Here is a 23,153-nt window from a genome sequence, read left to right as displayed (position 1 = left end):
AATGGGAATGTTTATTAACACAAACGTTGGCGCGTTGAACGCTAACCGCAACCTGAACTTCAACAACACTCAAATGGGCAAGACGATGGAGAAATTGTCTTCCGGTTACCGGATTAACCGTGCTGCTGACGATGCGGCTGGTTTGGCAATCTCTGAAAAAATGCGTTTCCAAATCAACGGCTTGTCTCAAGCTCAACGCAACGCTCAAGACGGTATTTCCTTGATTCAAACAGCTGAGGGTGCTTTGACAGAAGTACACTCCATGCTGCAACGTTTGAACACGCTGGCTAACCAAGCGGCGAACGGTACTTATGATGAAACTGACCGTGCTAAGATCCAATTGGAAGTTAATGAGCTGGTTGGAGAAATCAGCAACATTGCTTCGACTGTTAATTTTAACGGCATTCAACTTCTTAATAGTGATGCTGAAGTGAAATTCCAAATTGGTTCTGATGCAAATACTACGATTTCTATTCAATTATCGGATCTTTCTCCTGAAAAATTAGGCACATCACTTACAAATGGCTTAAAAGATCTTTCAGTAGAAGGCGCTAATGCAGATAACGCTAACTTGGCTATTGCAGCAATTAAATCTGCAATTAGTGCTGTTTCCACGCAACGCGCTACATTCGGTGCTGTTCAAAACCGTTTGGAACACACTGTTAACAACTTGGGCGTAATGGTAGAAAACCTGTCTGCTTCCGAGTCCCGTATTCGTGACGCTGATATGGCTACTGAAATGACTGCATTCACTAAGAATCAAATCTTGGTACAAGCAGGTACAGCAATGTTGGCTCAAGCTAACTCTGCTCCACAATCCGTTCTTAAATTGCTCGGATAATAATTAATCATCAAGAGGCCTCCAATTTTTGGAGGCCTCTTTCCTTTGTTGATCTATACATTAAAGGTGAGTTTTGTCCGATATAACTATTATATCTACACATAAGGACGTGAAGTTTATGAAAGTATCCATCAACCAACAACAATTGCAAGAAATTAATTCATCGATTGAGGAACTAGATCAGTGGTGGAAGCAAACTACAAGTGAAATTTATCAAAACCAAAGATTTATTCACTCTGTCGAAATAGATGGAAAGGTCTATTATGATGGGTATGAATTATATTTATTCCAAAATGTAAATCGAATTAAAGAACTAGATATTCGGACGATATCATCAATAGAGAGTATTAAGGAGAACGAGCAGTCTTTAGATGAATACCTGAATAGATTTATTCCAGAGGCTTTAAATCTTGCTAATCAACTTTTTGGTAATTTGACCAGCGAACAGTATAGTTTGTTGGTTCAACTTATTGAGGGTTTGGACTGGATTTTAAAAGCGCTGCAATTTAACCGCTTATTATTCGGCAACGTCACTAACCTACCTCAATATTTGGCCATAGTTGAGCCTCTAGAGTTATTTGTGAAAGAGATATTTGAAAAGGTTAATCAAGAAGATTATGTAGGGGTAGGAGATTTAGTACAATATGAAATTGTTCCATTGTTGCATCAATTTCAAAACCGAAATAAAAAGAGTGAATTGTTATGAGTATGCTTGAGAGAAACCTCGCTTTACTTCAAAGTAGATATCCTGAACTTGTTCGTCTGATTGATGATTATAGTGAGGATGGGCCAACTAAAGTAACATACACTAAAAACAATGAGCCGAATATAGTACTGATGTTAGGTGAGGAACAAATTTTTCTTCATAGTAGGTATAATGCCGTTTCGGAAGCTCAGAAATGGTTAGCTAGTATAGAAGATCAATTAACTAGAACAGAACAAGTGTTACTGTTTGGTACGGGGATGGGATATTTTCTAGAAGCTGTACTCCGACATCCAAAGGTAAAGGGAGTTATCTTAGTAGAGCCAGATGTCACTGTTTTTAATACGATGGTTCGATTCCGAGATGTTAGAAATATACTATCGGATAGTCGAATACAAATGCTTGCTGTTGGAAGTCATGAATCTGTATTTGCCGAGCTAGCAAATTATATCTCAACAAGAATGCTGGGTACCCTATCTTTTTTGGTTCCTCCGGTCTACCATAGATACCTTAAAGAGTCCCTGAATCAACTAAAAGGAATAATTGCAAGTGCTGTTAATAACGAAGCCTCCAATCTTCAAACCTATAATAAATTTCAAAAAACATGGTTAGAAAATATCTTGTCTAACTTACCCTATACGATTAATAACCCATCCATAAACGTTCTTTCTGGACTACTGCAAGGAAAAAAGGTGATTATAGTTGGATCTGGCCCATCTTTACAAAAGGATATACATTATTTAAAAAAGCTGAAAGATAAATGTTTTATTATTGCAGCTGGTTCAAGCATACAGTCTCTACAGTATTATGAAATAACACCTGATTTAGCGATTACCATGGATGGTGGGGAAGTAAATTCCCGAGTTTATGAGAATATTGATACAACGTTAGCTCCGTTACTATTTATTACACAATCACATTATAGAATACCAGAAATTTACCGTGGTCAATTAATGTATGCATTGTTTGAGGAAGACCCAGTCAGTGAATATTTATATAGAGATCGTTCGGTAGCGGTATTCCGTCCTACAGCATCTGTTACTGGTACTGCGCTTCAAGTCGCGGCTTATTTAGGGGCCAATGAAATTTATTTAATGGGGCAGGATCTTTCATATCCGGGGGGGCAGTTTTATAGTCCTGGAGTTGAGCACTTAACAGAAAGAGTTAAACAAAATGCTTTAAAAGATGCCGACGAATTGGTTGATAACGTAGATGGCGGAAAAAATGCTACAACAAAAATTATGACAATAACACGGCAAAATATAGAAATGAATATTAAGGTATTATCTACACAAGGAATTAAGGTTATTAACACATCTAAGGGTGGAGCTGTCTTAGAAGGAACTGAATGGGTGTCTATGGATGAACTGTATCCTCAACTTCAATGGCTATCAGATGAAAAATTTGAGTTTAGTAGTAAAATTATATCTCTTTCTCCATCTGAAAGGTTAGATAGGTTTAATATTACAATTAGTAAATTACAGTATATTTTAAAACAGATCGACGATATGAGTAAGAAGCTTAACCAACTTTATAGCTGTTTGAAAAAACTGAAAAAAAATATCTCTATAAGAAATGTTAAAAAGTTAAAACAAAGCTTAACAGAAATTAATGACCATTGGCAGTGGATTACTAGCCAAGATTGTTTTAATACGTTTTACTCTTTCGGATTGGCTCAACAGGTTAAAAAATATATGAAGTACGTTCCATTAATTGTAGAGGCAAAAGATCCTTTTCAAAAAGCAGAATTAATCGAGGAGCATCTTGGGGAACTTGTTCATCAACTGAAAACTTTTGAACCTGAGCTAAGAGAAATTATTATCGGAGCAATTGATAGACTAAATATGTTTCGGTCTGAAGTAGGAGGCGCTTCTAGTGAGCATCAGCATGTATAAAGGCAAGAAAATATTGATCACAGGGGGCACCGGTACTATAGGGAAGCAATTAACTAGACGTTTACTAAAAGAAGAACCAAGTGTCATTAGAATTTTTAGCAGGGATGAATTTAAACAGTTTGAGATGGCTCAGGAATATCAAAAATATACTTCTCAACTTCGTTTTTTAATTGGTGACGTCCGCGATCAGCAGCGTTTAATCCGAGCAATGGAAGAGATCGATTATGTCTTCCATTGTGCTGCTATGAAGCATGTTCCCGCATGCGAGTATAATCCTTTTGAGGCAGTTCAAACTAATGTCATTGGTACCCAAAATGTGATTCAAGCTGCTATAGAAAATAAAGTGAAAAAAGTGCTGTTTACTAGTACAGATAAAGCAATTTCTCCGACTAATACTTACGGCGCTACTAAGTTAACTGCAGAACGCTTGATATCAGCAGCTGAGTTCCAAAAAGGCGCGAAATCAACTGTATTCTCTTCAGTACGCTTTGGTAATGTTATGGGATCCAGAGGATCCGTAATTCCATTATTTAAAAAACAAATATTAGAACAACGAAAAATTACAATTACAGATCCGAACATGCTGCGTTATATGATGACCCCGGGTCAAGCCATTGAATTAATTCTTAAAGCTAATAAATTGGCAAAGGGTGGAGAAGTATTTGTTCTTAAGATGCCGCTGATCCGAATGGGTGATCTAGCTGAAGTAGTTATTGAAGAAATTAAAGCACAATATGGTATAACTGAAAAAATATCGATTGAAGAAATTGGTTTGCGCCCTGGTGAAAAAAGGTTTGAGGAACTTATGACGGATGACGAAGTTAGTATAGCATATGAGACGGAGGAAATGTTTGTAATTACTCCTCAGTTTGGTAAGAAGGATGAAAATCAAGTATTTATTTATAAACAGATTTCTACAAAACCTAGCCCTTTTGAGGGTAAAGTTATTTTGAAAAAAGATATAGTGAAATGGGTAAAACAAAACATCTTCTAAACGAGTATAATTAAAGGTTGGGTGGGAGTTATGAAGGAGAATATTATTTTATTTGGTGCATCAACTTTAGGATCTATAGCACTTAATGCGTTGAAGGTAAAGTATAATATTTTGGCCTTTTCTGACAATGATTCATTAAAATGGGGAACTTTATTTGAAGGTCACAAAGTAATCCCCCCATCCCAAATTAAGGGGATGGAAGATGCTATGGTTGTTATTGCGAGTCAATTTTACGATGAAATATCAGTGCAATTAGAAAATATGGGGATTAGACAGTTCTGTACATTCGATTATCAACTCTTGAATTATGATAGAAAGACTAGTTCTACCAAAAAACTGAAGGTTCCAATTTTAGATTTAGGAAAATTTTTATCTACTTTAGAAAAACCTTTGACTTTGGATCATATGTCAATGCGTAGAGGTGGAGGGACTTCCAGTGTATTAGACTACCTTTTTTTAAAGGCATTAGTAATTAAGTTCAATTTCTCAACTTACCTGGAAATAGGTTCTTGGGCTGGTGAAAGTATAGCTTCAATCGCGGAAGTCGCTCAGAGGTGTTATAGTGTTACGTTGCCTGTTGAGATGTTAAAAAAAGAATTTGAAACTGAGTGGGGTAAGAATAATTTCGGAAGTTTCTTTTCCCATAGCAAGAGCAATATTTATCATTTTTACGAAAATTCAAGAACGTTTGACTTTAGTAAAATTAATGATAGATTTGACTTGGTTTTTATAGACGGTGATCATTCTTATCACGGAATTAAATCCGATACCGAACGTATTTTTGAGATCATAGATCCTCAACATACTATTGTCGTCTGGCATGACTTTAAAATTAAATATAACGTCGAAATATCATCAACAGTGAATGCTGTCTATGATGCTTTACCTGAGGAATTTCATAAAAACCTTTATGCAGTTGACACTAATATGTGTGGTGTATATTTACCTGAAAAATATTTATCATACTTTGATTTTGCTAATAAAAAAGATGAGGTTTATTCATACAAAGTAACATTTCTCCCTATATGCAATAATTTAAAAGAGGAACCCAAAGGGGACATTGAGTTAAAAGAAATGAACTTTACCTATATTCAGGATATTATAGATGATTTGGAGTCTGAAAACGAAATTGAGGCATTTCGGTCTAATAAAAAAATATGGTATATGATAACTCCGCCTCCGAAATTGTCCAATGTTGGGGACCATGCCCAAGTGGTGGCTATAAAGCAGTGGTTTGATAAGTATTATAAACAATACAAAATAATTGAAGTAGACAAAGATGAAGTTAGAAAACATATTTCTTTAATTAAAGATTGTATCGGAAAAGAGGATTTAATATTTTTACATAGTGGAGGGAACTTAGGAGATCGAGGCAAATGGTCTGAGGGAGTCCGAAGACTAATTATTGATTCTTTTCCAGATAACCCAATTATAAGTCTTCCTCAAACAATCTTCTTTAGTGATACAGAATATGGGAGGAATGAAAAAAGGACTAGTATGGAAATATACAGAAGACACCCTAATTTGACTATTATTGGAAGGGATTTTGAGAGTGGAAGGCTAGCCAAAGAGATGTTTCCTTTAGCGAACACATTTACTATTCCTGATTTTGTATTATCTATAGACAACATTCAATTAAAAATGAAGCAAAATAATGAAATTGAGAGGGTATTACTGTGCTTAAGGGAGGACGATGAATCTTTATTGAATTATCAACAGAAATTAGAAATTTCAAAAGCTATTCAGTATGAAACGAGATATTATGATACCACCTTGGATACATGGATTGATAAAGAAAAAAGAGAAAGTATTTTGATTAATACACTTCATTATTTTAATGAACATGATGTTATTGTGACTGATCGCTTCCATGGATTAATATTTGCTGTCATATGTAAAATTCCATGTGTGGTTTTAAGAACAGTCGATCATAAATTAACCTCTGCCTTTGAATGGTTTAAAGATGTGAACTTTGTTGAGTTTTGCGAAAAAATAGAAGAAATTCCCCAAAAAATAGAATCAGTTTATAGTGTGAAAGAGAAAAAGTCTCCTAATTGGAACAAATTATACTTTAATGATCTCCCTGTTAGATTGAAAGGAGGATGGAATTGAAAAACGAAGTAAGTACATTATTTGAAACAGTTGTAGACGGGGGATATTGTATTGGTTGTGGAGTATGTACAGCTATTAAGAATTCTCCATTGAAAATGAAATTAAATGAATACGGAGTATACGTTCCATATATTATAGACGAATCTAATAAAGAGAATTTTAATATACCAGTAACGGAAGTATGTCCATTTTCAAATAACAAAGAAGATGAAAATACCTTAGCTCAAAAAAAGTATGGGGAATATTGCAAATATAGTGATGAGATCGGTTATTATCAAGGGACATATGCAGGTTATGTTGCTGAAGGTAATTATCGTACAATGGGAAGTTCTGGAGGACTAGGAACTTGGGTTTTAGAACAGTTATTTTCAAAAGGAATGGTTGATTATGTGATCCATGTAAGAGCCAATAGTACAGAAGAAAAAGAGTCTAAAAATGTTATGTTTGAATACAAAGTGGCATCAAGTAAAGAAGACATTCGAAACGGGTCAAAGTCTAGATACTATCCAATTGAAATGTCAGGTGTATTGGATTTTATTCGTAAAAACTCGGGGACTTATGCCATAGTTGGAGTTCCCTGTTTTATTAAAGCAATTCGATTACTATCTTTACAGGATGATTTATATAAAAATAGAGTCCGATACTGTGTAGGGCTTGTTTGTGGACACTTAAAATCAACAAGATTTGCTGATATGTTTGCATGGCAATTTGGAATTGAACCAGGGAAGCTAGATTATATAAACTTCAGAAAGGAAATATCCGGGAATCCGGCCAATCAATATGGAGTTGAAGTAAGAGGTCTAGCTCCAGATGGTAAAGTGGTTCATGGAATCAAACCTGTAAGAGAGTTATATGGTTTCCTTTGGGGGAAAGGTTTTCTAAAAAATGAAGCATGTGAGTTTTGTGATGACGTTTTTAGTGAAACTGCAGATTTAACAATTGGAGATGCTTGGTTACCGCAATATTTAAATGATAGTTATGGAACAAACATTGTAATTGTAAGGGATAATGAACTAAGTGAGATTATTAAAGAGGGAATGGAATCAGGACAGTTGCATTTAGATGAAATTCCTTATACAGAGGTAGTACGGTCGCAAGAGTCTGGATTGCGTCATAGGAGAGAGGGACTTGCTTATAGATTATATTTAAAAGATAGGGCAGGAAAATGGAGGCCTAATAAAAGAGTATTTCCAAAAAAAAATATTTCTTCAAAGTATAAATTAATCTATAAAGTTAGAATGAAGTTTGTTCAAGTTAGTCATTCAGCATTCAAAATTGCTGTTGAAAAAAAAGACTTCGAAATTTTTAAGTCATTGATGGAACCGCATAATCAATTTTTTAATTATTTATATAGTAATGAATACACCGAACGTAAGAAGAGAAGGATTTATCTAAAAGAAAATAATTAATGCTACTTTTTTCTAAAGTCTATAACTCTGTTGATAATATTGAATTATTTGTTTTGTTTATCTCGACTTTATTTAGTTGAGATAGAAAGGTAAGCCACATAAGATATCTTAATAACGACTCCTAGAGGTGTGCTATGAGAATTGCTTATATGGTTCCCACTTTTCCATCCCTTTCAGAGACATTTATCCTTAATCAAATTACGGGTCTCCTAGATTTAGGATACGAAGTAGATATCTTCACGCTTCAAAAAATTAACCCGGAAAAAATTCATGAAGATATTATAAAATATGATCTCTTGAAAAAAGTACTAACTATCCATGATCTTATGTCAAAATCGTATCCTAGACAAAAAGAATATGATATAATCCATTGTCACTTTGGCCCTATAGGAAAAATAGCAATAATGATGAAATTAAATGGAATGATTAAGGGCAAGATTATTGTATCTTTTCATGGATATGATGTATCGAAGTTTGTTAGTGAACATGGTGATAATGTTTATCAGGATATATTTACTTATGCTAGCTTATGTATGCCTATAAGTGAATTTTGGAAGAAAAAGCTAATCGAGCTAGGTTGTCCGGAAGAAAAAATTTTAGTCCATCATATGGGAGTAGATTTGAAAAAGTACTCTACTAATGAAATTACCCAAAGGCACAGGGAAAGAGTCAATATTCTTACTGTATCTAGATTGGTTGAAAAGAAGGGCGTTCAATACGGGGTAGAAGCAGTAACTAAATTAATTAAATCCGGGAAAAAAGTAAGCTATTCTATAGTAGGTAATGGGCCCTTATTCGATACTATTGATAAAAAAATTAAACAAGATGATACTGATAAATATATAAAGTTAGTAGGGTGGAAGACACAGGAGGAAATAAAACGGTTACTTTTAGAGACTGACATATTATTAGCCCCAAGTATAACTGGTTCTGACGGTGACATGGAAGGAATACCGGTTGTAATTATGGAAGCCATGGCAATGGGAATACCTGTTGTATCAACACTTCATAGTGGAATACCAGAAATAGTAGAACATGGGATTACTGGTTATTTGGTAGAAGAGAAGAATGTAGACGCATTATACCAAAAACTTAATAATCTGGTGGAGGATCCTTATACAAGGATAAGACTTGGCATTGCTAGCAAAAAAAAAATAGAGCAAAAATTTAATTTAGATGACTTAAATCTTCAATTAGTTAATATAATAAAGAACCTTCCTCTTGAAGTTGATGAGAATGCAATTAAAGAAAAAAAGGATGAAATCATTCAATATAAAGATGGGAAATTATTTTTTTATGATTTTAATAGTCTTAGGGGGATTTATTCAAAGAATAATCATAGAAGAATTTTCGTTTTCGGGGCTTCATTATTTGGTGAAATGGTGATTAGTGAACTGCACAGATTAAATATTCAAGTTTATGGTATTGTTGACAATAACTCCGATTTATGGGGAGAAAAGAAAGGCGGTGTTAAGGTTTTTTCTCCTACTCAGCTGACGTGTGATGATTTTGTAATTGTGGCTTCAGGGTGGTACAAAGAAATTGCTCTTCAATTAGAGAGGTATGGACTTAAAAGGAACAAGGATTTCATAATACTTTTTAGATGAAATTACCTTAGTAGAAAAGTAGAATATACGGGGTGTTTTTTTGAAGTTAATAAATATATTACATCAGAAACGATGGGACCACAAGTTAGCATTGTATCAACAATTTTTTGATCATGTTGAGTACAGTCGTAAATCTAGTAATCAGCCTCAAATTTCAATTGTTGTAATCTCCTGGAGACTTCATCAAGATACATTAAAGAGCTTTCGTATACTTCAGCAACAACGAAATTCAGTAAACTTTGAATTGATTTTTGTGGATAACGGGGGTCAGGATAAGGAATTTGAAGCCTTAAAGCCCTTCGTAGATATTTTTATCCGATTAAATCAGAATACAGGTGCATATTTAGCTCGAAATGTAGGTGCTGTTTTTGCTACTGCGCCTATTTTATTATTCTTAGAGGATGATGGGATACCGGATTTTGATTTTGTCAATTCCCATATTGCTTTATTTGAAAATTACGATGTTGTTTCTATCAGAGGAGTCTATTTATGCAAAACAGATAATCCACTTAATGAACGTCAAAATGTTTATTATTGGGGGCAAAAATCGTTTCCGGCCTTTGTAAGTTTGGAAGGGAATGCATCTTACCAAGCAAGCCTTTTTTTTGAAGTTGGCGGATGGGATGATCAGATTCGTTACGGGCACGGAGGATTAGAATTGGCTTTGAGGCTGCTAGAAAAGGATCCAGATAAAAGAAAACACATGTATTCACCGATACCGGTAATTTATCATGATCTTGTTAAAGATGAACAACAATTTTTCAGTAAACGCCAAAAACATATTGAAGCATTCAAGTATTTGCTTGAGAAGCACCCAACAGTAAATGAGCATATTGAAGAGTGGCAGGAAATGTTTCTTGATGAGGATCAACTATATATAAAAGGAGGTTCGGATCAGTCGACTTTACTATGTGATTTGAAAAAACGAGTTTTTGAAAGAAATAAGCAACAAATAAATAGAATGAACCAATTGTTTGTCCCCTCTTATGACCCCGAAAGGATTCGGGATACTTTCGAGGGTATTATGGGGAGTAGAAGATGCTTGATTTTTGGCGCAGGATCTTTAGGTGCGAATATGTTGAATATTTTGAAAAAAAATGATATAGAGCCAGCATTTTTTCTGGATAATGATACTCAAAAATGGGGAGGGTTTCTGCAAGGTTTAGAAATAAAGGGACCAAACGATATAGCAGAAGGTGATTTCATAGTAATTGCATCCATTTATTCATATGAAATTTCAGAACAATTGCAGGAAAAAGGGTTAGTAAAGAATTGGGACTTTATTATCATGAAATAACCAGGTGATATGGTAATGCCAAGGGTATCTGTTATTATGCCAGCATACAATTGTGAGGGGTATATTGAGGCAGCTATTGAGAGCGTATTGAATCAAACGTTTCAGGATTTTGAATTTGTTATAGTAGATGATTGCAGTAATGATACAACTCCAGAAATAATCCAAGCATATTCAGAGAGATGCTCTGATAGAATTTTATTTATTAGACATAAGACTAATCTTGGAGCTGCTGCTGCAAGGAATACAGCAATCCAAAATAGTAGCTCTAATATACTTATGTTGGCAGACGCTGATGATATTCAATATCGAAATAGATTGGAAACTTTATATAGAGAATTCCTAAAGAACGATGTTGACATGATTTTTAATGACTGCGAAATGATTGACCATAGTGGAAGATCTTTATCCCGAAATAAAGGTTATCCTAGTGAATTAACGAATGAGAATATTGTTCTTCACTTGTTAAAAAGGAATCATTTGTGGATAGGCTTATCTATGCTACGTAAAAATGAAGATTTAATCTTCGATACTTCGTTACCCAATGCAGAGGACTTTGAATTATTTTTAAGACTCTGTTTGAAAGGTTATAAATTTAAAATAGTAAATCAATCATTAACGAGCTACCGAGTTCACGAGAATAACATCTCCGGCAATGGATATATATCTAATCAATCTGTAAAAACAATTCTTAGTCGACTTGATCTTCAAAAATTGTATATTGAATTAGCTCAAAGGCATGGAGAATTTGAAGCAAGTGTTGCTATAGCTGCAGCTTATGCATGGATAGATGAACCCGAAGGAGTTATAAAGCTTCTGGAAGGAAAACCATTTTCCTTAGAAGGTTATTTTGCATTAGCTATGAGTTACTTCAAACTCGGTCAGCATTCAGAGAGCCTGAGAGTTTTTCGCCTTTTATCGAATCATACCTCAAATCCAGCTGTGTTAAATAACCTTAGCGTAATAAGTTTTATGATGGATTCAAATAACGAGAAGGCTAGGGAATTGTTAAATGAAGCGTTAAGTGTTCAACCTGAGTACCAAGATGCTGCGAGGAATTTAGAATATTTAGAGCGTGGAGAAATTGATAAATTAAAGCTTACCGAAAGGCCGTTACGAGAACAAGTTGTGCACAGTAAGCATTATAAACTCGATTAACTAGCAAAATTGTAGAAATTAGCCTTGTACATTATGTTTTTGCTTATGAGAGGGCGGACGGACATGAAAATTACTGTTATTGGTACTGGCTATGTAGGGCTTGTTTCAGGTGCATGTTATGCGGAGCTTGGTAATGAAGTTGTATGTATCGATAAGGATGCTTATAAAATCAAAGTCTTGGAGAATGGGGGTCTCCCCATATATGAACCTGGGCTTCAGGAATTAGTTGATCGAAACGTCCAGGAAGGCCGACTTTATTTTACAACAGATTTGAAGCGAGGAATTAAGGATTCAGATATTATCTTTATCGCGGTAGGTACACCACCATTACCAAATGGGGAAGCTGATTTACGTTATATTGAATTCGCTGCTCGAGAAGTAGCCGACTTAATTGAGAATTATACAGTGATCGCTATAAAAAGCACGGTACCAGTAGGAACTAATGATAGAATAAAACAAGTAATAAAAGAAATAACTGTGGTTGAATTCGATATTGTCTCTGTTCCTGAGTTTCTAAGAGAGGGTTCTGCAGTGAATGATACTTTCCATCCAGACCGAATCATTATTGGGGGGGAAAGTCAGAAAGCAATTGATAGAATGGTTGAACTCCATAAGCCGTTAAATGCACCGTTTGTAATTACAGAATTACGTAGTGCAGAGATGATTAAATACGCTTCCAATGCATTTTTAGCAACCAAAATTTCGTTTATTAATGAAATAGCTAATATATGTGAAAGATTAGGGGCAGATATTAGAGAGGTCTCTAGGGGAATGGGGCTGGATAAACGAATTGGGAAAGATTTTTTAAATGCTGGCATTGGTTATGGAGGATCATGTTTCCCAAAAGATACTAAGGCACTTATACAGATAGCGGGTAATGCCGATTATGATTTTAAATTGTTAAAGTCAGTTGTTGAGGTTAATCAAATGCAGCGTATGGGTGTAATTAGAAAGCTAAAGTCCGCTCTAGGAGAATTAAAAGGTAAAACGATTGCCATTTGGGGACTGGCCTTTAAGCCGGGCACGGATGATGTTAGAGAATCTCCAGCCCTCGAAATTACTAAATATTTATTAAAATCTGGTTGTATGCTGCGATTATATGATCCTATAGCGATGGGGAATTTTAGATCCTGTATAGATAATACCAACATTTTTTGGGCACCGAATGAATGGGATGCCGCTGCTGGTGCTGATGCAGTTTGTTTATTGACAGAATGGGACGTATTCAAAAACATTGAACTAAAGATGTTAGCGACATATATGAAACAACCGATTCTCATTGACGGAAGAAATGTTTTTGATATACAGCAAATTAAATATGCTGGCATTACATACTATCCGGTTGGATTATCACCAGTAAATGAGATGGCATTTGAGTTGGAGAAACGCAATGGTACAAATTAAACTTGTATAGTAATTAGAGATGGTGGCTCTATGGAAAAAGGAATTGTCATATTTGGTACAGGCAGTTACGCTAATAGTAAATTTAGCAGCCTAAGACAAGCCAATATAATGTATTGTGTTGATAATGATAGTAGCAAGTGGGGAGGAGAATTTAATGGTTATCCAATTAAATCTCCACAAGAGTTATGTTTAGACCCTGAAAAACCACTTGTTTTGGTTTGCAGCACATATTACCCTGCTATCAGCCGGCAGTTAGAGGGATTTGGATTTATAGAAAATGTCGATTTTATCCATGTGAGTGATTATTTAAAAAACGAAGAACATTTTTATAAAGATGATAGGAAAAAAGTTTTACTATATGGAAACTGCCAACTTCCTTTTCTTGCTAAGTATCTAGAAAGCTATGAATTATTTAATCAAACCTATGTAATATATGATAAAGCTTTTATTAATGACTTTTCACCAGATTATTGGAATGAAAAGTTGTTGTCAGAGATTGATTTATTTATATATCAACGGGTAAGTTCCTCGTACTTAGGTGAGCAGATGTCTACAGAATATATTTTAAAGCGTCTCTCTCCAAAATGTGAAACCGTGAGCATTCCTAACAGTTACTTTCAGGGTTATTTTCCCCAGCATATTTCTAAAAGATCACCCTACGGACGATTTCCATATGGGGATCGAAATATTGTAGGGGCTATTAATCATTCTGAATTTAGCGAAAATGAAATTCAGGAGTTAGTTAGAATGCTAGCTAATGATGATTATTATTCTAGTGAGGAATTAGAAAAGAATACAGAAAGTTCTCTAGAAGAACTGGCTCGAAGAGAAGCGGGCTTGGATGTTATTATTTCAGATTTTGTTAAAGAAAATTATAAGGATCGGTACTTATTTTATACAGTGAATCATCCTACTTTTTGGGTTATAAGAGAAGTTGCCATAAGAATATTAAAATTATTAGATTTCAATCATACTCACATGAATTCTTTGGTCATAGATTCGCTCAATGATCTTGTTGTTCCTATATATCCTAGTGTAATTAAGCATCTGGGGCTTAATTTTATTGATCCGTCTCACAAGTATCCTTTTCATTTTTCAACGAATGGATTGAGCTATACATTTGAGGAGTATATGTTTGAATACGCTCGTTCCTATTTGCAATGGGGACTCAATAAATAATTTAGACACTTGGCAGGAGAAAAAATGAAAAAAAGAGATCGCGGAAACATCATAGCAATCATCCAAGCCCGTATGGGGTCAACACGCTTGCCTGGCAAGGTAATGAAGAGGCTTGGAGATCGAACCGTATTAGGTCATGTCATCACTAGATGTAAGGCAATACCGTCTATTGACCAAATCATTGTCGCAACGACTGTCCAAGAAGAAGATGTAACAATTTGCGAAGAGGCCTTGAGATATGAAGTAACTATTTATCGAGGCAGTAAGGATCATGTTCTGTGCCGCTATTATGAGGCAGCTAAACAAGCTAATGCTGATATTGTTGTACGTATTACATCAGACTGTCCGTTATTGGATCCTCTAATTTCCGATAAGGTTATACAATGTTTCCTGAGTGGCGACTACGATTATGTGAGTAGTGGTTTAAGCAATACTTTTCCTCGAGGGTTGGATACAGAAGTGTTTAGCTTTAAGGCTTTAGAACAAACCTATGAACAAGCAACGAAAGATTATGAGTTTGAGCATGTTACACCTTATATTTATCAGCATCAGGAGCAATTTAAGGTTTATGCTTTTGCGAATGATGCGGACCAATCGGGATATAGATTGACGTTGGATACGGATGAAGATTGGGAGCTAATCTCTAAGATATATGATGAATTATATAAGGGAGATATTTTTTATTGGGAAGATATCCATAGGCTTCTCGAAAGGGAGCCGGAATTAACGGAAATTAATTCAACTGTCCGTCAGAAGAGGTTGGGGGAATAACCATATTATGGAGATAATTGTCGTGTATCAAATTAGTTCAGTATAGGGGCCAAAAAACACATGAGCTATATACATTTGAAACAGCAATGCTATATCCAAGGAACATACAAAGTTACCTCTATTCGTGAAGAGGATATGTTTGTAATCAAGCAATGGCGTAATGAACAAATGGACGTATTGCGACAGAATCAAGTATTAACGGATAAGGATCAGTTAAGGTACTTTTCTAATGTAGTGTTGCCGTCCTATAGTGATCCAGCTACTCGTATTATATTGTTTAGTTTTTTCTTAAATGAAGAGCTTATCGGATATGGCGGGCTAACGAACTTGGATTGGATCAATAAAAGGGCGGAAATTTCATATTTGGTTAAGACGGATCGAAGTAAAGAAGCTAATGCTGGACAATATACAGCCGATTTCTCTGCTTTTTTGAAATTGATGAAAAGAATAGCGTTTAATGATTTGGAACTGAATCGGCTGTATACGGAAACATTCGATATACGGCCGTTACATATACAAGTGCTGCAGGACAACGGTTTTCTTTATGAAGGGCGAATGAAGGAACATGTGTTTATAAATGGACGATTTGTCGATTCTTTATTACATGGATGCATAAAGGAGTATTATGAACATGCTGAAGGGTAAGCGGGTTTTTGTTAGCGGGGGAGCGGGGGTAATAGGCACTGAGCTAGTAAGTAAGCTTATTGACGCGGGAGCTACAGTGTTTGTAGGTGATCTAAAGCCAAGACCTGAGCATTGGCCCAAGTCTGTTCGTTATCGTCAAGGCGATTTAAATGAAATTACGAAAGACGAGCTGCTGGAGTTCTCCCCAGAATATTTTTTCCACCTTGCAGCTACGTTTGAACGTTCCGAGGAAAGCTATGAGTTCTGGGATGAAAATGAGCGTCACAATGTGAACTTAAGCCATCACCTTATGGATTGTCTTAAAGATTGTACTTCTTTGGAGAGAGTAGTATTTGCGTCAAGTTATTTAATTTATAATCCGGAATTATATCAATTTGAGCAGGCGGCAGCTTCTGCAACAAGTTTAATAGAACATGCTCCTATTTACCCGCGTAATTTATGCGGGGCGGCGAAGTTGATGCATGAAATTGAACTTCGTTTCTTACAACAGCATTCAACTGCCCATTATACTGCGGTTTCAGCTAGAATTTATAGAGTATACGGTAAAAATTCAAGAGACATTATCTCAAGGTGGATTCAGGCTTTACTCAACAATGAAACGATCCAAGTGTACCGTAAAGAGGGAATGTTCGATTATATATACGCTAATGATGTGGCGGAAGGATTGTTAAGGCTGGCAATTAGTGAAGCCACCGGTGTAGTTAATCTCGGAAATGGAAATGCCCGGAAGGTAGAGGAAGTACTGAATGTGTTAAAGCTCCACTTTCCTAGCATGAAAATGATCGAAGGCGTTAGTGATATTCCTTACGAAGCTTCTCAAGCGGACATGACTTATTATGAAGTACTAACCGGTTGGAGACCAGAGAGGCAGATTGAAGATACAATACCAGAGTTGATTACCCATTATAGAAGCAAACAGGGAACTAGCTTACAGCAAGCTGGTATAGGGGCGGTTATGGTATCGAGTGTATCCAGAAAAGTTCCATTACTAAAATGCATAGCTAAGGGGATACAAAAACTCGGTCAGCCCATTCAAATTGTAGGCGCAGATAGCAATGCTAATGCACTCGGTCGATATTTTACCGACTCCTTCTGGCAGATGCCGCGACTTGACCAAATGAGCTTTGAAGAATTGTTGGCCGCATGTGTTGAACAAAATATAAAATATATTATTCCTACAAGGGATGGCGAACTTACTTTCTTCTCGGAGTATAAACAACAACTGTATCGCAAAGGTATTCATGTAATGGTATCGGATCCAGAAGCTGTTGAGACTTGCCTGGATAAACTGAAATTTTATCGCCGCGGGCTTGAGCTTGGATTTTCGGTCATTCCTACTGAAGAACAGATGGATCATTTAAAAGCTTCTTCCTTAGTAGTTAAAGAACGGTACGGGGCTGGTTCGGAGTCAATTGGCTTGAATTTAAGTCAAGAAGAGGCATTGATCCATGCACTGACATTGAAGGAACCAGTCTATCAGCCATATATTCCAGGAGAAGAAGTGAGTGTCGATGTTTATGTTCAAAAGAATGGCAGGTGTAAAGCGGCTGTTGTCCGAAAGCGAGAGCTTGTAGTGAATGGTGAATCTCAAATTACTACGACATTCCGTGAAGAAGCTCTGGAACTTCAATGCGCTGAGTTTGCTGAGAAATTAGGATTGTATGGTCATGCAGTTTTTCAAGTAATGATTGATCAAGTTGGAGGATACCACTTTATTGAATGTAATTCCCGCTTCGGCGGTGCCTCCAGGTTGAGTATTGAAGCAGGATTGGATAGTTTTTATTGGTTTCTTCTTGAGGCAGCAGGCAGTGATTTGGAGGAATATCCCTTCGTTCGATCCGCCAAGGAGAAGCGCCTAGTACGATACGCAGAGGATCTTATTCAATGAAAATAGTCGTATTCGATCTAGATGATACACTTTATGAGGAAATAACTTATGTACACAGTGGTTTTTATGCTGTGGCAATGTATTTGTTAGAGCGATTTGATCTTCCGACCGACGAGAGTATGAAAATAATGCTAAGTGTACTTAAGTCTAAGGGGCGAGGACAAATTTTTGACAGTTTATTGAGTCATTATGGGAAATATTCAAAGGCCAATGTCAAAGAATGTCTAAGTGTATACCGGAGCCATGATCCGCAGATTCATCTCTATGAAGATTCAGTTAAGTGCTTGGAACAATTTCAGAAAATGGGGACTCCCTTATATATTGTTACTGACGGGAACAAGTGGGTTCAGTACCGCAAGCTACAAGCACTTGGTTTGTATGATCATCCTGCTATTCGGAAATGTTACATTTCTCGTAGGTTTGGCATTAAGAATGAAAAGCCTTCCCCTTATTGCTTCATGCAGATTTGTGCCAAGGAGAATGTTAAACCGTCAGATGTTGTCTATATAGGGGACAATCCACATAAGGATTTTGTCGGTATAAAGCCCTTAGGGTTTAAAACCGTTAGAATACTTAGGGGCGGATTTGCAGACATTCAAAAATCGGCGGAGTTTGAAGCGGATATCACAATAAAAACCTTAGATGAACTATGGAAGAAGGAGATTACTCATGCAATTCCAAATCGGCAACCGTTGGGTTGGCAAAAGTCATAAGCCATTTATAATCGCCGAGATGTCGGGGAATCACAATCATTCCCTTGACCGGGCTTTGGCGATTGTTGAAGCTGCCGCCAAGGCGGGGGCTGACGCGTTAAAGCTTCAGACCTATACGGCGGATACGATGACGCTGGATATCCATGATGGAGATTTCTTTATTGAGGACCCGAACAGCTTATGGAAAGGCAGCTCTTTATATCGTTTATACCAAGAAGCATATACGCCGTGGGAATGGCATAAGCCTATTTTCGAGAAGTGTAAGGAATTAGGGATTTTGGCGTTCAGCACACCATTTGACGAGACGGCTGTCGATTTTCTGGAGTCGCTTAATGTACCTGCCTACAAAATTGCCTCTTTCGAAAATACCGATATCCAGCTGATCCGCAAGGTTGCCTCTACCGGCAAACCAATCATTATTTCTACAGGAATGGCCACGATCGCTGAATTGGATGAGACGGTACGGGCTGCGAGAGAGGCGGGTGCAAAGGATATCGTGCTGCTTAAGTGTACAAGCACTTATCCGGCATCGCCTGAGAATACCAATATTGTTACGATCCCTCATATGGAGCAGTTGTTTAACTGCCAAGTAGGGATTTCCGACCATACGATGGGAGTCGGCGTGTCCGTGGCAAGTGTTGCTTTAGGAGCCACCGTGATCGAGAAGCACTTTACTCTGAGACGGGCAGACGGCGGAGTGGATGCGGCATTTTCCCTCGAGCCTGAAGAAATGGCGGCACTGGTAACCGAGGCGGAGCGGGCATGGCAGTCTTTAGGCGAGGTAACCTATGGAGCTGCTACAGAAGGTGAAATTCAGTCGCTGAAGCATCGCCGCTCTCTATACATTTCCCAGGATATGAAGCAGGGGGATATTTTCACCAGGGAAAATGTGAAGGCGATACGCCCAGGGAGCGGACTGCCGACGAAGTATTTGGATCAATTGTTAGGCAGAAGAATTAGCCGGGATGCTTCCAAAGGAACGCCAATTACCTGGGAACTGATCTAAGGCTTTTCAAAGACTATCTCTTAAATAAGCTCGATTACTTTCAATTTTAGAAGCAGGAGGAGTCTGTTTATGAATATCCTACTCACCGGCGGGGCCGGTTTTATCGGCCGTTGGGTGGCCAAAAGGCTGCTGGATGAAGGCCACAATGTTTGGATTCTTGACGATTTGTCGAACGGACGGGAAGAGAATATTAGCGAATTTTGCGATCATCCCGGTTTTAAGCAGTTCATTAAAGGAACGATTCTGGATGAAGAACTGTTAGGGGAATTATTCGACAATCATCAATTCAGCATTTGTTATCATCTTGGCGCCTCTATTAATGTTCAGGATTCTATTGATGATCCTCGAACTACATTTAATAATGATACAATTGGTACTTTTTATATTTTGGAGCAGTGCCGCAAGCATCGGACCAAGGTAGTGTTTATGAGTACTTGCATGGTCTATGACCGCTGCAATGATGAGAAGGGCATTAACGAATTGCATCCGACCAAGCCGGCGTCTCCGTATGCCGGAGCCAAAGTGGCGGCCGAGAATATGGTTCTTTCTTATTATTATGCTTATGGTTTGCCAACCGTCGTGATTCGGCCGTTCAACACTTATGGACCTTTTCAAAAGACAGGTGGCGAAGGCGGAGTTGTAGCTATCTTTATTAAGAACGATCTTGAGGGCAAGGCGCTTAATATTTATGGTGATGGCTCCCAGACTCGTGATTTGCTTTATGTCGAAGATTGCGCTCGTTTCGTAGTTTTGGCTGGCTTTTCTGACACAGTTAATGGAGAAATCGTGAATGCAGGGCTTGGTAGAGATATTACCATTAATGATCTGGCATTGCTGATCTCGGGGGATTCGTCCAGGATAAAGCATGTAGAGCATATCCATCCTCAGAGCGAAATTCAGAAATTGCTCTGTAATTATAGTAAAGCCAATAGACTATTACAATGGAAGCCAGAAGTTAATCTGGAGGATGGTATTCATCGGACAAGAGAATGGATTCGTAACGGCGGCTTAGTTTAATGGGAACTAATAAGGAGGAGCCAGGGATGTCTGAAGAATATCGTAAATTACCTCCTGTCCGGAGTTCTCTCTTGCCTTATGGGCAGCAATGGCTGGAGGAAGATGATATTGCAGCAGTTGTAAACGTGCTGCGAGGGGACTTTATTACCCAGGGACCGACTATAGAAGCCTTTGAATCTAAAGTAGCAAACTATGTCGGTGCTAAGTATGCAGTAGCTTTCGCAAATGGTACGTCAGCATTGCATGGGGCGTGCTTTGCTGCAGGCATTGGCGAAGGCGATGAAGTCATTACTACGCCAATAACTTTTTTAGCAAGTAGTAATTGCGTTTTGTATCAGGGCGGGACACCTGTATTCGCGGATATCGACATAGAAACCTATAATGTCGACCCGTTGGAGATTGAGTCGAAAATCACCGAAAAAACTAAAGCGATTATTGCAGTGGATTTTAGTGGACAACCCGTTGAAGTTGATCGGATTTCGATGCTGGCCCGTGATCATAATTTAGTATTTATACAAGATGCCGCGCATTCATTGGGAGCCGTCTATGCTGGTCAAAAGGTTGGTTCCTTGGCAGATATGACGATGTTTAGCTTCCACCCTGTTAAGCATGTGACTACAGGAGAAGGTGGAATTATTACTACGGACAGTGAAGAATATTATAACAAGCTCCTGCTATTCCGTAATCATGGTATGACTAGAGATCCAGAAGCTTTAATTCGTAACGAAGGTCCGTGGTATTATGAAATGCAGGAGCTTGGCTATAATTACAGAATGACTGATATTCAAGCGGCTCTTGGGTTAAGCCAGATGAGTAAAATAGACCGATTTATCCAGAGAAGAAAAGAGATTGCATCAATTTATAATGAGCAGCTGTCTGATTTGCCAGGAATCATACTGCCAAAGCAATTGGGACAAGCACAATCAAGTTGGCATCTATATGTAACCAGATGGGATCCTGATCAATTTAGAGGAAGCCGGAAGGATTGGTTTGAGGCCCTCAGAGCCGAAGGCATAGGTGTTCAGGTACATTATATTCCAGTCTATTTCCAGCCTTACTATCAGAAGCTTGGTTATGAACGCGGATTATGCCCTAATGCTGAAGTTTTTTATTCTTCTGCTATTACATTACCTTTATTTCCGAAAATGACGAACTCGGATGTTTCGGATGTGGTCAAAGCGGTTAATAAAATACAAGCGCATTTCTGCCTCCGCTAGCTAAATGGGTCAATTCGCTTTTACGACAATATTTTACAATAAATTAACAGTAAAACCTTTTCTTTTCCAATTGACACAATTTAAGCTGGAGTGGTATAGTCAGAAATGTGAGCTTGGTTCACACTCTTATTTGACAATGAAGGGAATGTTAGTGAATGCAAGGTAAAGTGAAATGGTTTAACGCAGAGAAGGGTTATGGCTTTATCGAGACTGAAGAAGGCGCAGACGTGTTCGTACACTTCTCCGCAATCCAAGCTGAAGGCTTCAAGACGCTGGAAGAAGGACAATCCGTTGAGTTCGAGATCGTTGAAGGCGCTCGCGGACCGCAAGCGGCTAACGTAATCAAATTATAATCATCCGGCAGAGCCGACCTACATATAACGGTACGATGGTTAACAATTGAAGATTCGCTAGCATGGACCCGGGATCCCCCGGGTCTTTCATTTTATTTCGCAAGCGTTTGCAGATTGTAAATGAAACTGTAGCAATTAACAGCAGTTATAACGAGAAAAAAGGCTGCATACGCTTGATATGTAGTGCACCAATTTGTCACACATAATACAAGGCCAAGCCTGGCGCGAGCGTAAAAGGGCTTGGTCTTTTTTTAGGCGTTAATCCTGCGTTAACACTTTTTACATTGCCTTAACACCATGGTATAATATAGGTGCAAAGCAAAGGAGGAGTGCCCTATGAATTTTAGTATTCGTGGACAGCAAATTGAAGTGACTGATGCACTGCGAGATTACGTAGACAAGAAGCTCAGTCGACTTGACAAGTACTTTGAAGCACCCCCTACCTCAGAAGGCTACGTCACTTTAAGTGTCGTACGCGGTTTGCATACGGTCGAGGTTACGATTCCCCTCACCGGCGTCGTGCTTCGCGCTGAGGATCGCAGTGATGACATGTACGCATCGATCGATGCCGTCGTGGACAAGCTCGAACGCCAAATACGCAAGCATAAGACGAAGATCAATCGCAAGTTCCGCCAGGAGGGCAGCCTGAAGAGCCTGTTCGTTGAGAATGGCGGTTCGGTAGCCGTGGAGGAAGCGGATAGCGATGATCTGGAAGTCGTCCGCACGAAGCGGTTTACAATGAAACCAATGGACGTGGAAGAAGCCATACTGCAAATGAATATGGTCGGCCATAATTTCTTTGTATTCTCCAACATTGATACTAAAGAGCTGAACGTCGTCTATAGACGAAATGATGGGAAATATGGTTTGATCGAGCAGGGCTAGCAGAACGTATCCAACCACGACGATTGTATGAATGGCATGGTAATTCTTGCAATTGAACTTAA

At 37.8% G+C, this 23,153-nt stretch carries 20 protein-coding genes; all 20 read left to right on the top strand.

Going from position 1 to position 23,153, the window contains the following annotated elements:
- Position 1 precedes the first annotated feature (1 nt).
- The 20 genes from BN2762_RS05650 to hpf all read left to right on the top strand — a co-directional run bounded on the left by BN2762_RS05650 (position 2) and on the right by hpf (position 23,091).
- Positions 2–841, top strand: a complete 840-nt coding sequence (locus BN2762_RS05650) for a flagellin N-terminal helical domain-containing protein (protein WP_055106052.1) — start codon at positions 2–4, stop codon at positions 839–841.
- Between the two features lie 118 nt (positions 842–959).
- Complete coding sequence (locus BN2762_RS05645; RefSeq protein ID WP_055106051.1) at positions 960–1,547, top strand: hypothetical protein; 588 nt, start codon at positions 960–962, stop codon at positions 1,545–1,547.
- Complete coding sequence (locus BN2762_RS05640; protein WP_055106050.1) at positions 1,544–3,439, top strand: motility associated factor glycosyltransferase family protein; 1,896 nt, start codon at positions 1,544–1,546, stop codon at positions 3,437–3,439. Before BN2762_RS05645 ends, BN2762_RS05640 begins: the two co-directional genes overlap by 4 nt.
- On the top strand, positions 3,432–4,433 hold the full coding sequence (locus BN2762_RS05635) for a UDP-N-acetylglucosamine 4,6-dehydratase family protein (RefSeq protein WP_187386488.1): 1,002 nt from the start codon (positions 3,432–3,434) through the stop codon (positions 4,431–4,433). The genes BN2762_RS05640 and BN2762_RS05635 overlap by 8 nt, the downstream gene beginning before the upstream one ends.
- A 30-nt stretch (positions 4,434–4,463) precedes the next feature.
- Positions 4,464–6,545, top strand: a complete 2,082-nt coding sequence (locus tag BN2762_RS26455; RefSeq protein ID WP_055106049.1) for a polysaccharide pyruvyl transferase family protein — start codon at positions 4,464–4,466, stop codon at positions 6,543–6,545.
- Positions 6,542–7,954, top strand: coding sequence for a Coenzyme F420 hydrogenase/dehydrogenase, beta subunit C-terminal domain (locus BN2762_RS05625; protein WP_222861029.1), 1,413 nt, complete (start codon positions 6,542–6,544; stop codon positions 7,952–7,954). The genes BN2762_RS26455 and BN2762_RS05625 overlap by 4 nt, the downstream gene beginning before the upstream one ends.
- A 134-nt stretch (positions 7,955–8,088) precedes the next feature.
- On the top strand, positions 8,089–9,561 hold the full coding sequence (locus BN2762_RS05620) for a glycosyltransferase (RefSeq protein ID WP_055106047.1): 1,473 nt from the start codon (positions 8,089–8,091) through the stop codon (positions 9,559–9,561).
- Between the two features lie 91 nt (positions 9,562–9,652).
- Positions 9,653–10,858 carry a glycosyltransferase gene (locus BN2762_RS05615; RefSeq protein WP_222861028.1) on the top strand — a complete coding sequence of 402 codons (1,206 nt, stop codon included), beginning with the start codon at positions 9,653–9,655 and terminating at the stop codon, positions 10,856–10,858.
- Positions 10,859–10,873: 15 nt separating this feature from the next.
- On the top strand, positions 10,874–12,013 hold the full coding sequence (locus tag BN2762_RS05610) for a glycosyltransferase (RefSeq protein WP_055106045.1): 1,140 nt from the start codon (positions 10,874–10,876) through the stop codon (positions 12,011–12,013).
- A 63-nt stretch (positions 12,014–12,076) separates the two neighbouring features.
- Positions 12,077–13,417, top strand: coding sequence for a UDP-glucose dehydrogenase family protein (locus BN2762_RS05605; RefSeq protein WP_055106044.1), 1,341 nt, complete (start codon positions 12,077–12,079; stop codon positions 13,415–13,417).
- 30 nt (positions 13,418–13,447) lie between these two features.
- Complete coding sequence (locus BN2762_RS05600) at positions 13,448–14,596, top strand: WcbI family polysaccharide biosynthesis putative acetyltransferase (protein WP_055106043.1); 1,149 nt, start codon at positions 13,448–13,450, stop codon at positions 14,594–14,596.
- Between the two features lie 24 nt (positions 14,597–14,620).
- Complete coding sequence (locus BN2762_RS05595) at positions 14,621–15,367, top strand: cytidylyltransferase domain-containing protein (RefSeq protein ID WP_055106042.1); 747 nt, start codon at positions 14,621–14,623, stop codon at positions 15,365–15,367.
- A 60-nt stretch (positions 15,368–15,427) separates the two neighbouring features.
- Positions 15,428–16,012 (top strand): GNAT family N-acetyltransferase, encoded by a 585-nt coding sequence (locus BN2762_RS05590; protein WP_055106041.1) that lies wholly within the window; start codon positions 15,428–15,430, stop codon positions 16,010–16,012.
- A complete protein-coding gene (locus BN2762_RS25820) occupies positions 15,999–17,900 on the top strand; it encodes an NAD-dependent epimerase/dehydratase family protein (protein ID WP_074048574.1) in 1,902 nt (633 codons plus the stop codon). The genes BN2762_RS05590 and BN2762_RS25820 overlap by 14 nt, the downstream gene beginning before the upstream one ends.
- Entirely contained in the window at positions 17,897–18,613 is a 717-nt protein-coding gene (locus BN2762_RS05580) for an HAD family hydrolase (RefSeq protein WP_055106040.1), read from the top strand. The genes BN2762_RS25820 and BN2762_RS05580 overlap by 4 nt, the downstream gene beginning before the upstream one ends.
- Positions 18,570–19,619, top strand: coding sequence for a pseudaminic acid synthase (pseI, locus tag BN2762_RS05575; RefSeq protein ID WP_055106039.1), 1,050 nt, complete (start codon positions 18,570–18,572; stop codon positions 19,617–19,619). The genes BN2762_RS05580 and pseI overlap by 44 nt, the downstream gene beginning before the upstream one ends.
- 69 nt (positions 19,620–19,688) lie before the next feature.
- Positions 19,689–20,636 (top strand): dTDP-glucose 4,6-dehydratase, encoded by a 948-nt coding sequence (locus BN2762_RS05570; RefSeq protein WP_055106038.1) that lies wholly within the window; start codon positions 19,689–19,691, stop codon positions 20,634–20,636.
- Positions 20,637–20,662: 26 nt separating this feature from the next.
- Complete coding sequence (gene pseC / locus BN2762_RS05565; protein ID WP_055106037.1) at positions 20,663–21,853, top strand: UDP-4-amino-4,6-dideoxy-N-acetyl-beta-L-altrosamine transaminase; 1,191 nt, start codon at positions 20,663–20,665, stop codon at positions 21,851–21,853.
- Positions 21,854–22,008: 155 nt separating this feature from the next.
- Complete coding sequence (locus BN2762_RS05560) at positions 22,009–22,206, top strand: cold shock domain-containing protein (protein ID WP_055106036.1); 198 nt, start codon at positions 22,009–22,011, stop codon at positions 22,204–22,206.
- A gap of 336 nt (positions 22,207–22,542) precedes the next feature.
- Positions 22,543–23,091, top strand: a complete 549-nt coding sequence (hpf, locus tag BN2762_RS05555) for a ribosome hibernation-promoting factor, HPF/YfiA family (protein ID WP_055106035.1) — start codon at positions 22,543–22,545, stop codon at positions 23,089–23,091.
- The last annotated feature ends 62 nt before the right edge of the window (positions 23,092–23,153 follow it).

The organism is Paenibacillus ihumii (assembly GCF_001403875.1).
GTDB classification, from domain to species: Bacteria; Bacillota; Bacilli; order Paenibacillales; family Paenibacillaceae; genus Fontibacillus; species Fontibacillus ihumii.
The sequence above is the reverse complement of the archived record's forward strand: the minus strand, read 5'-3'. Positions and strand labels throughout refer to the sequence as shown.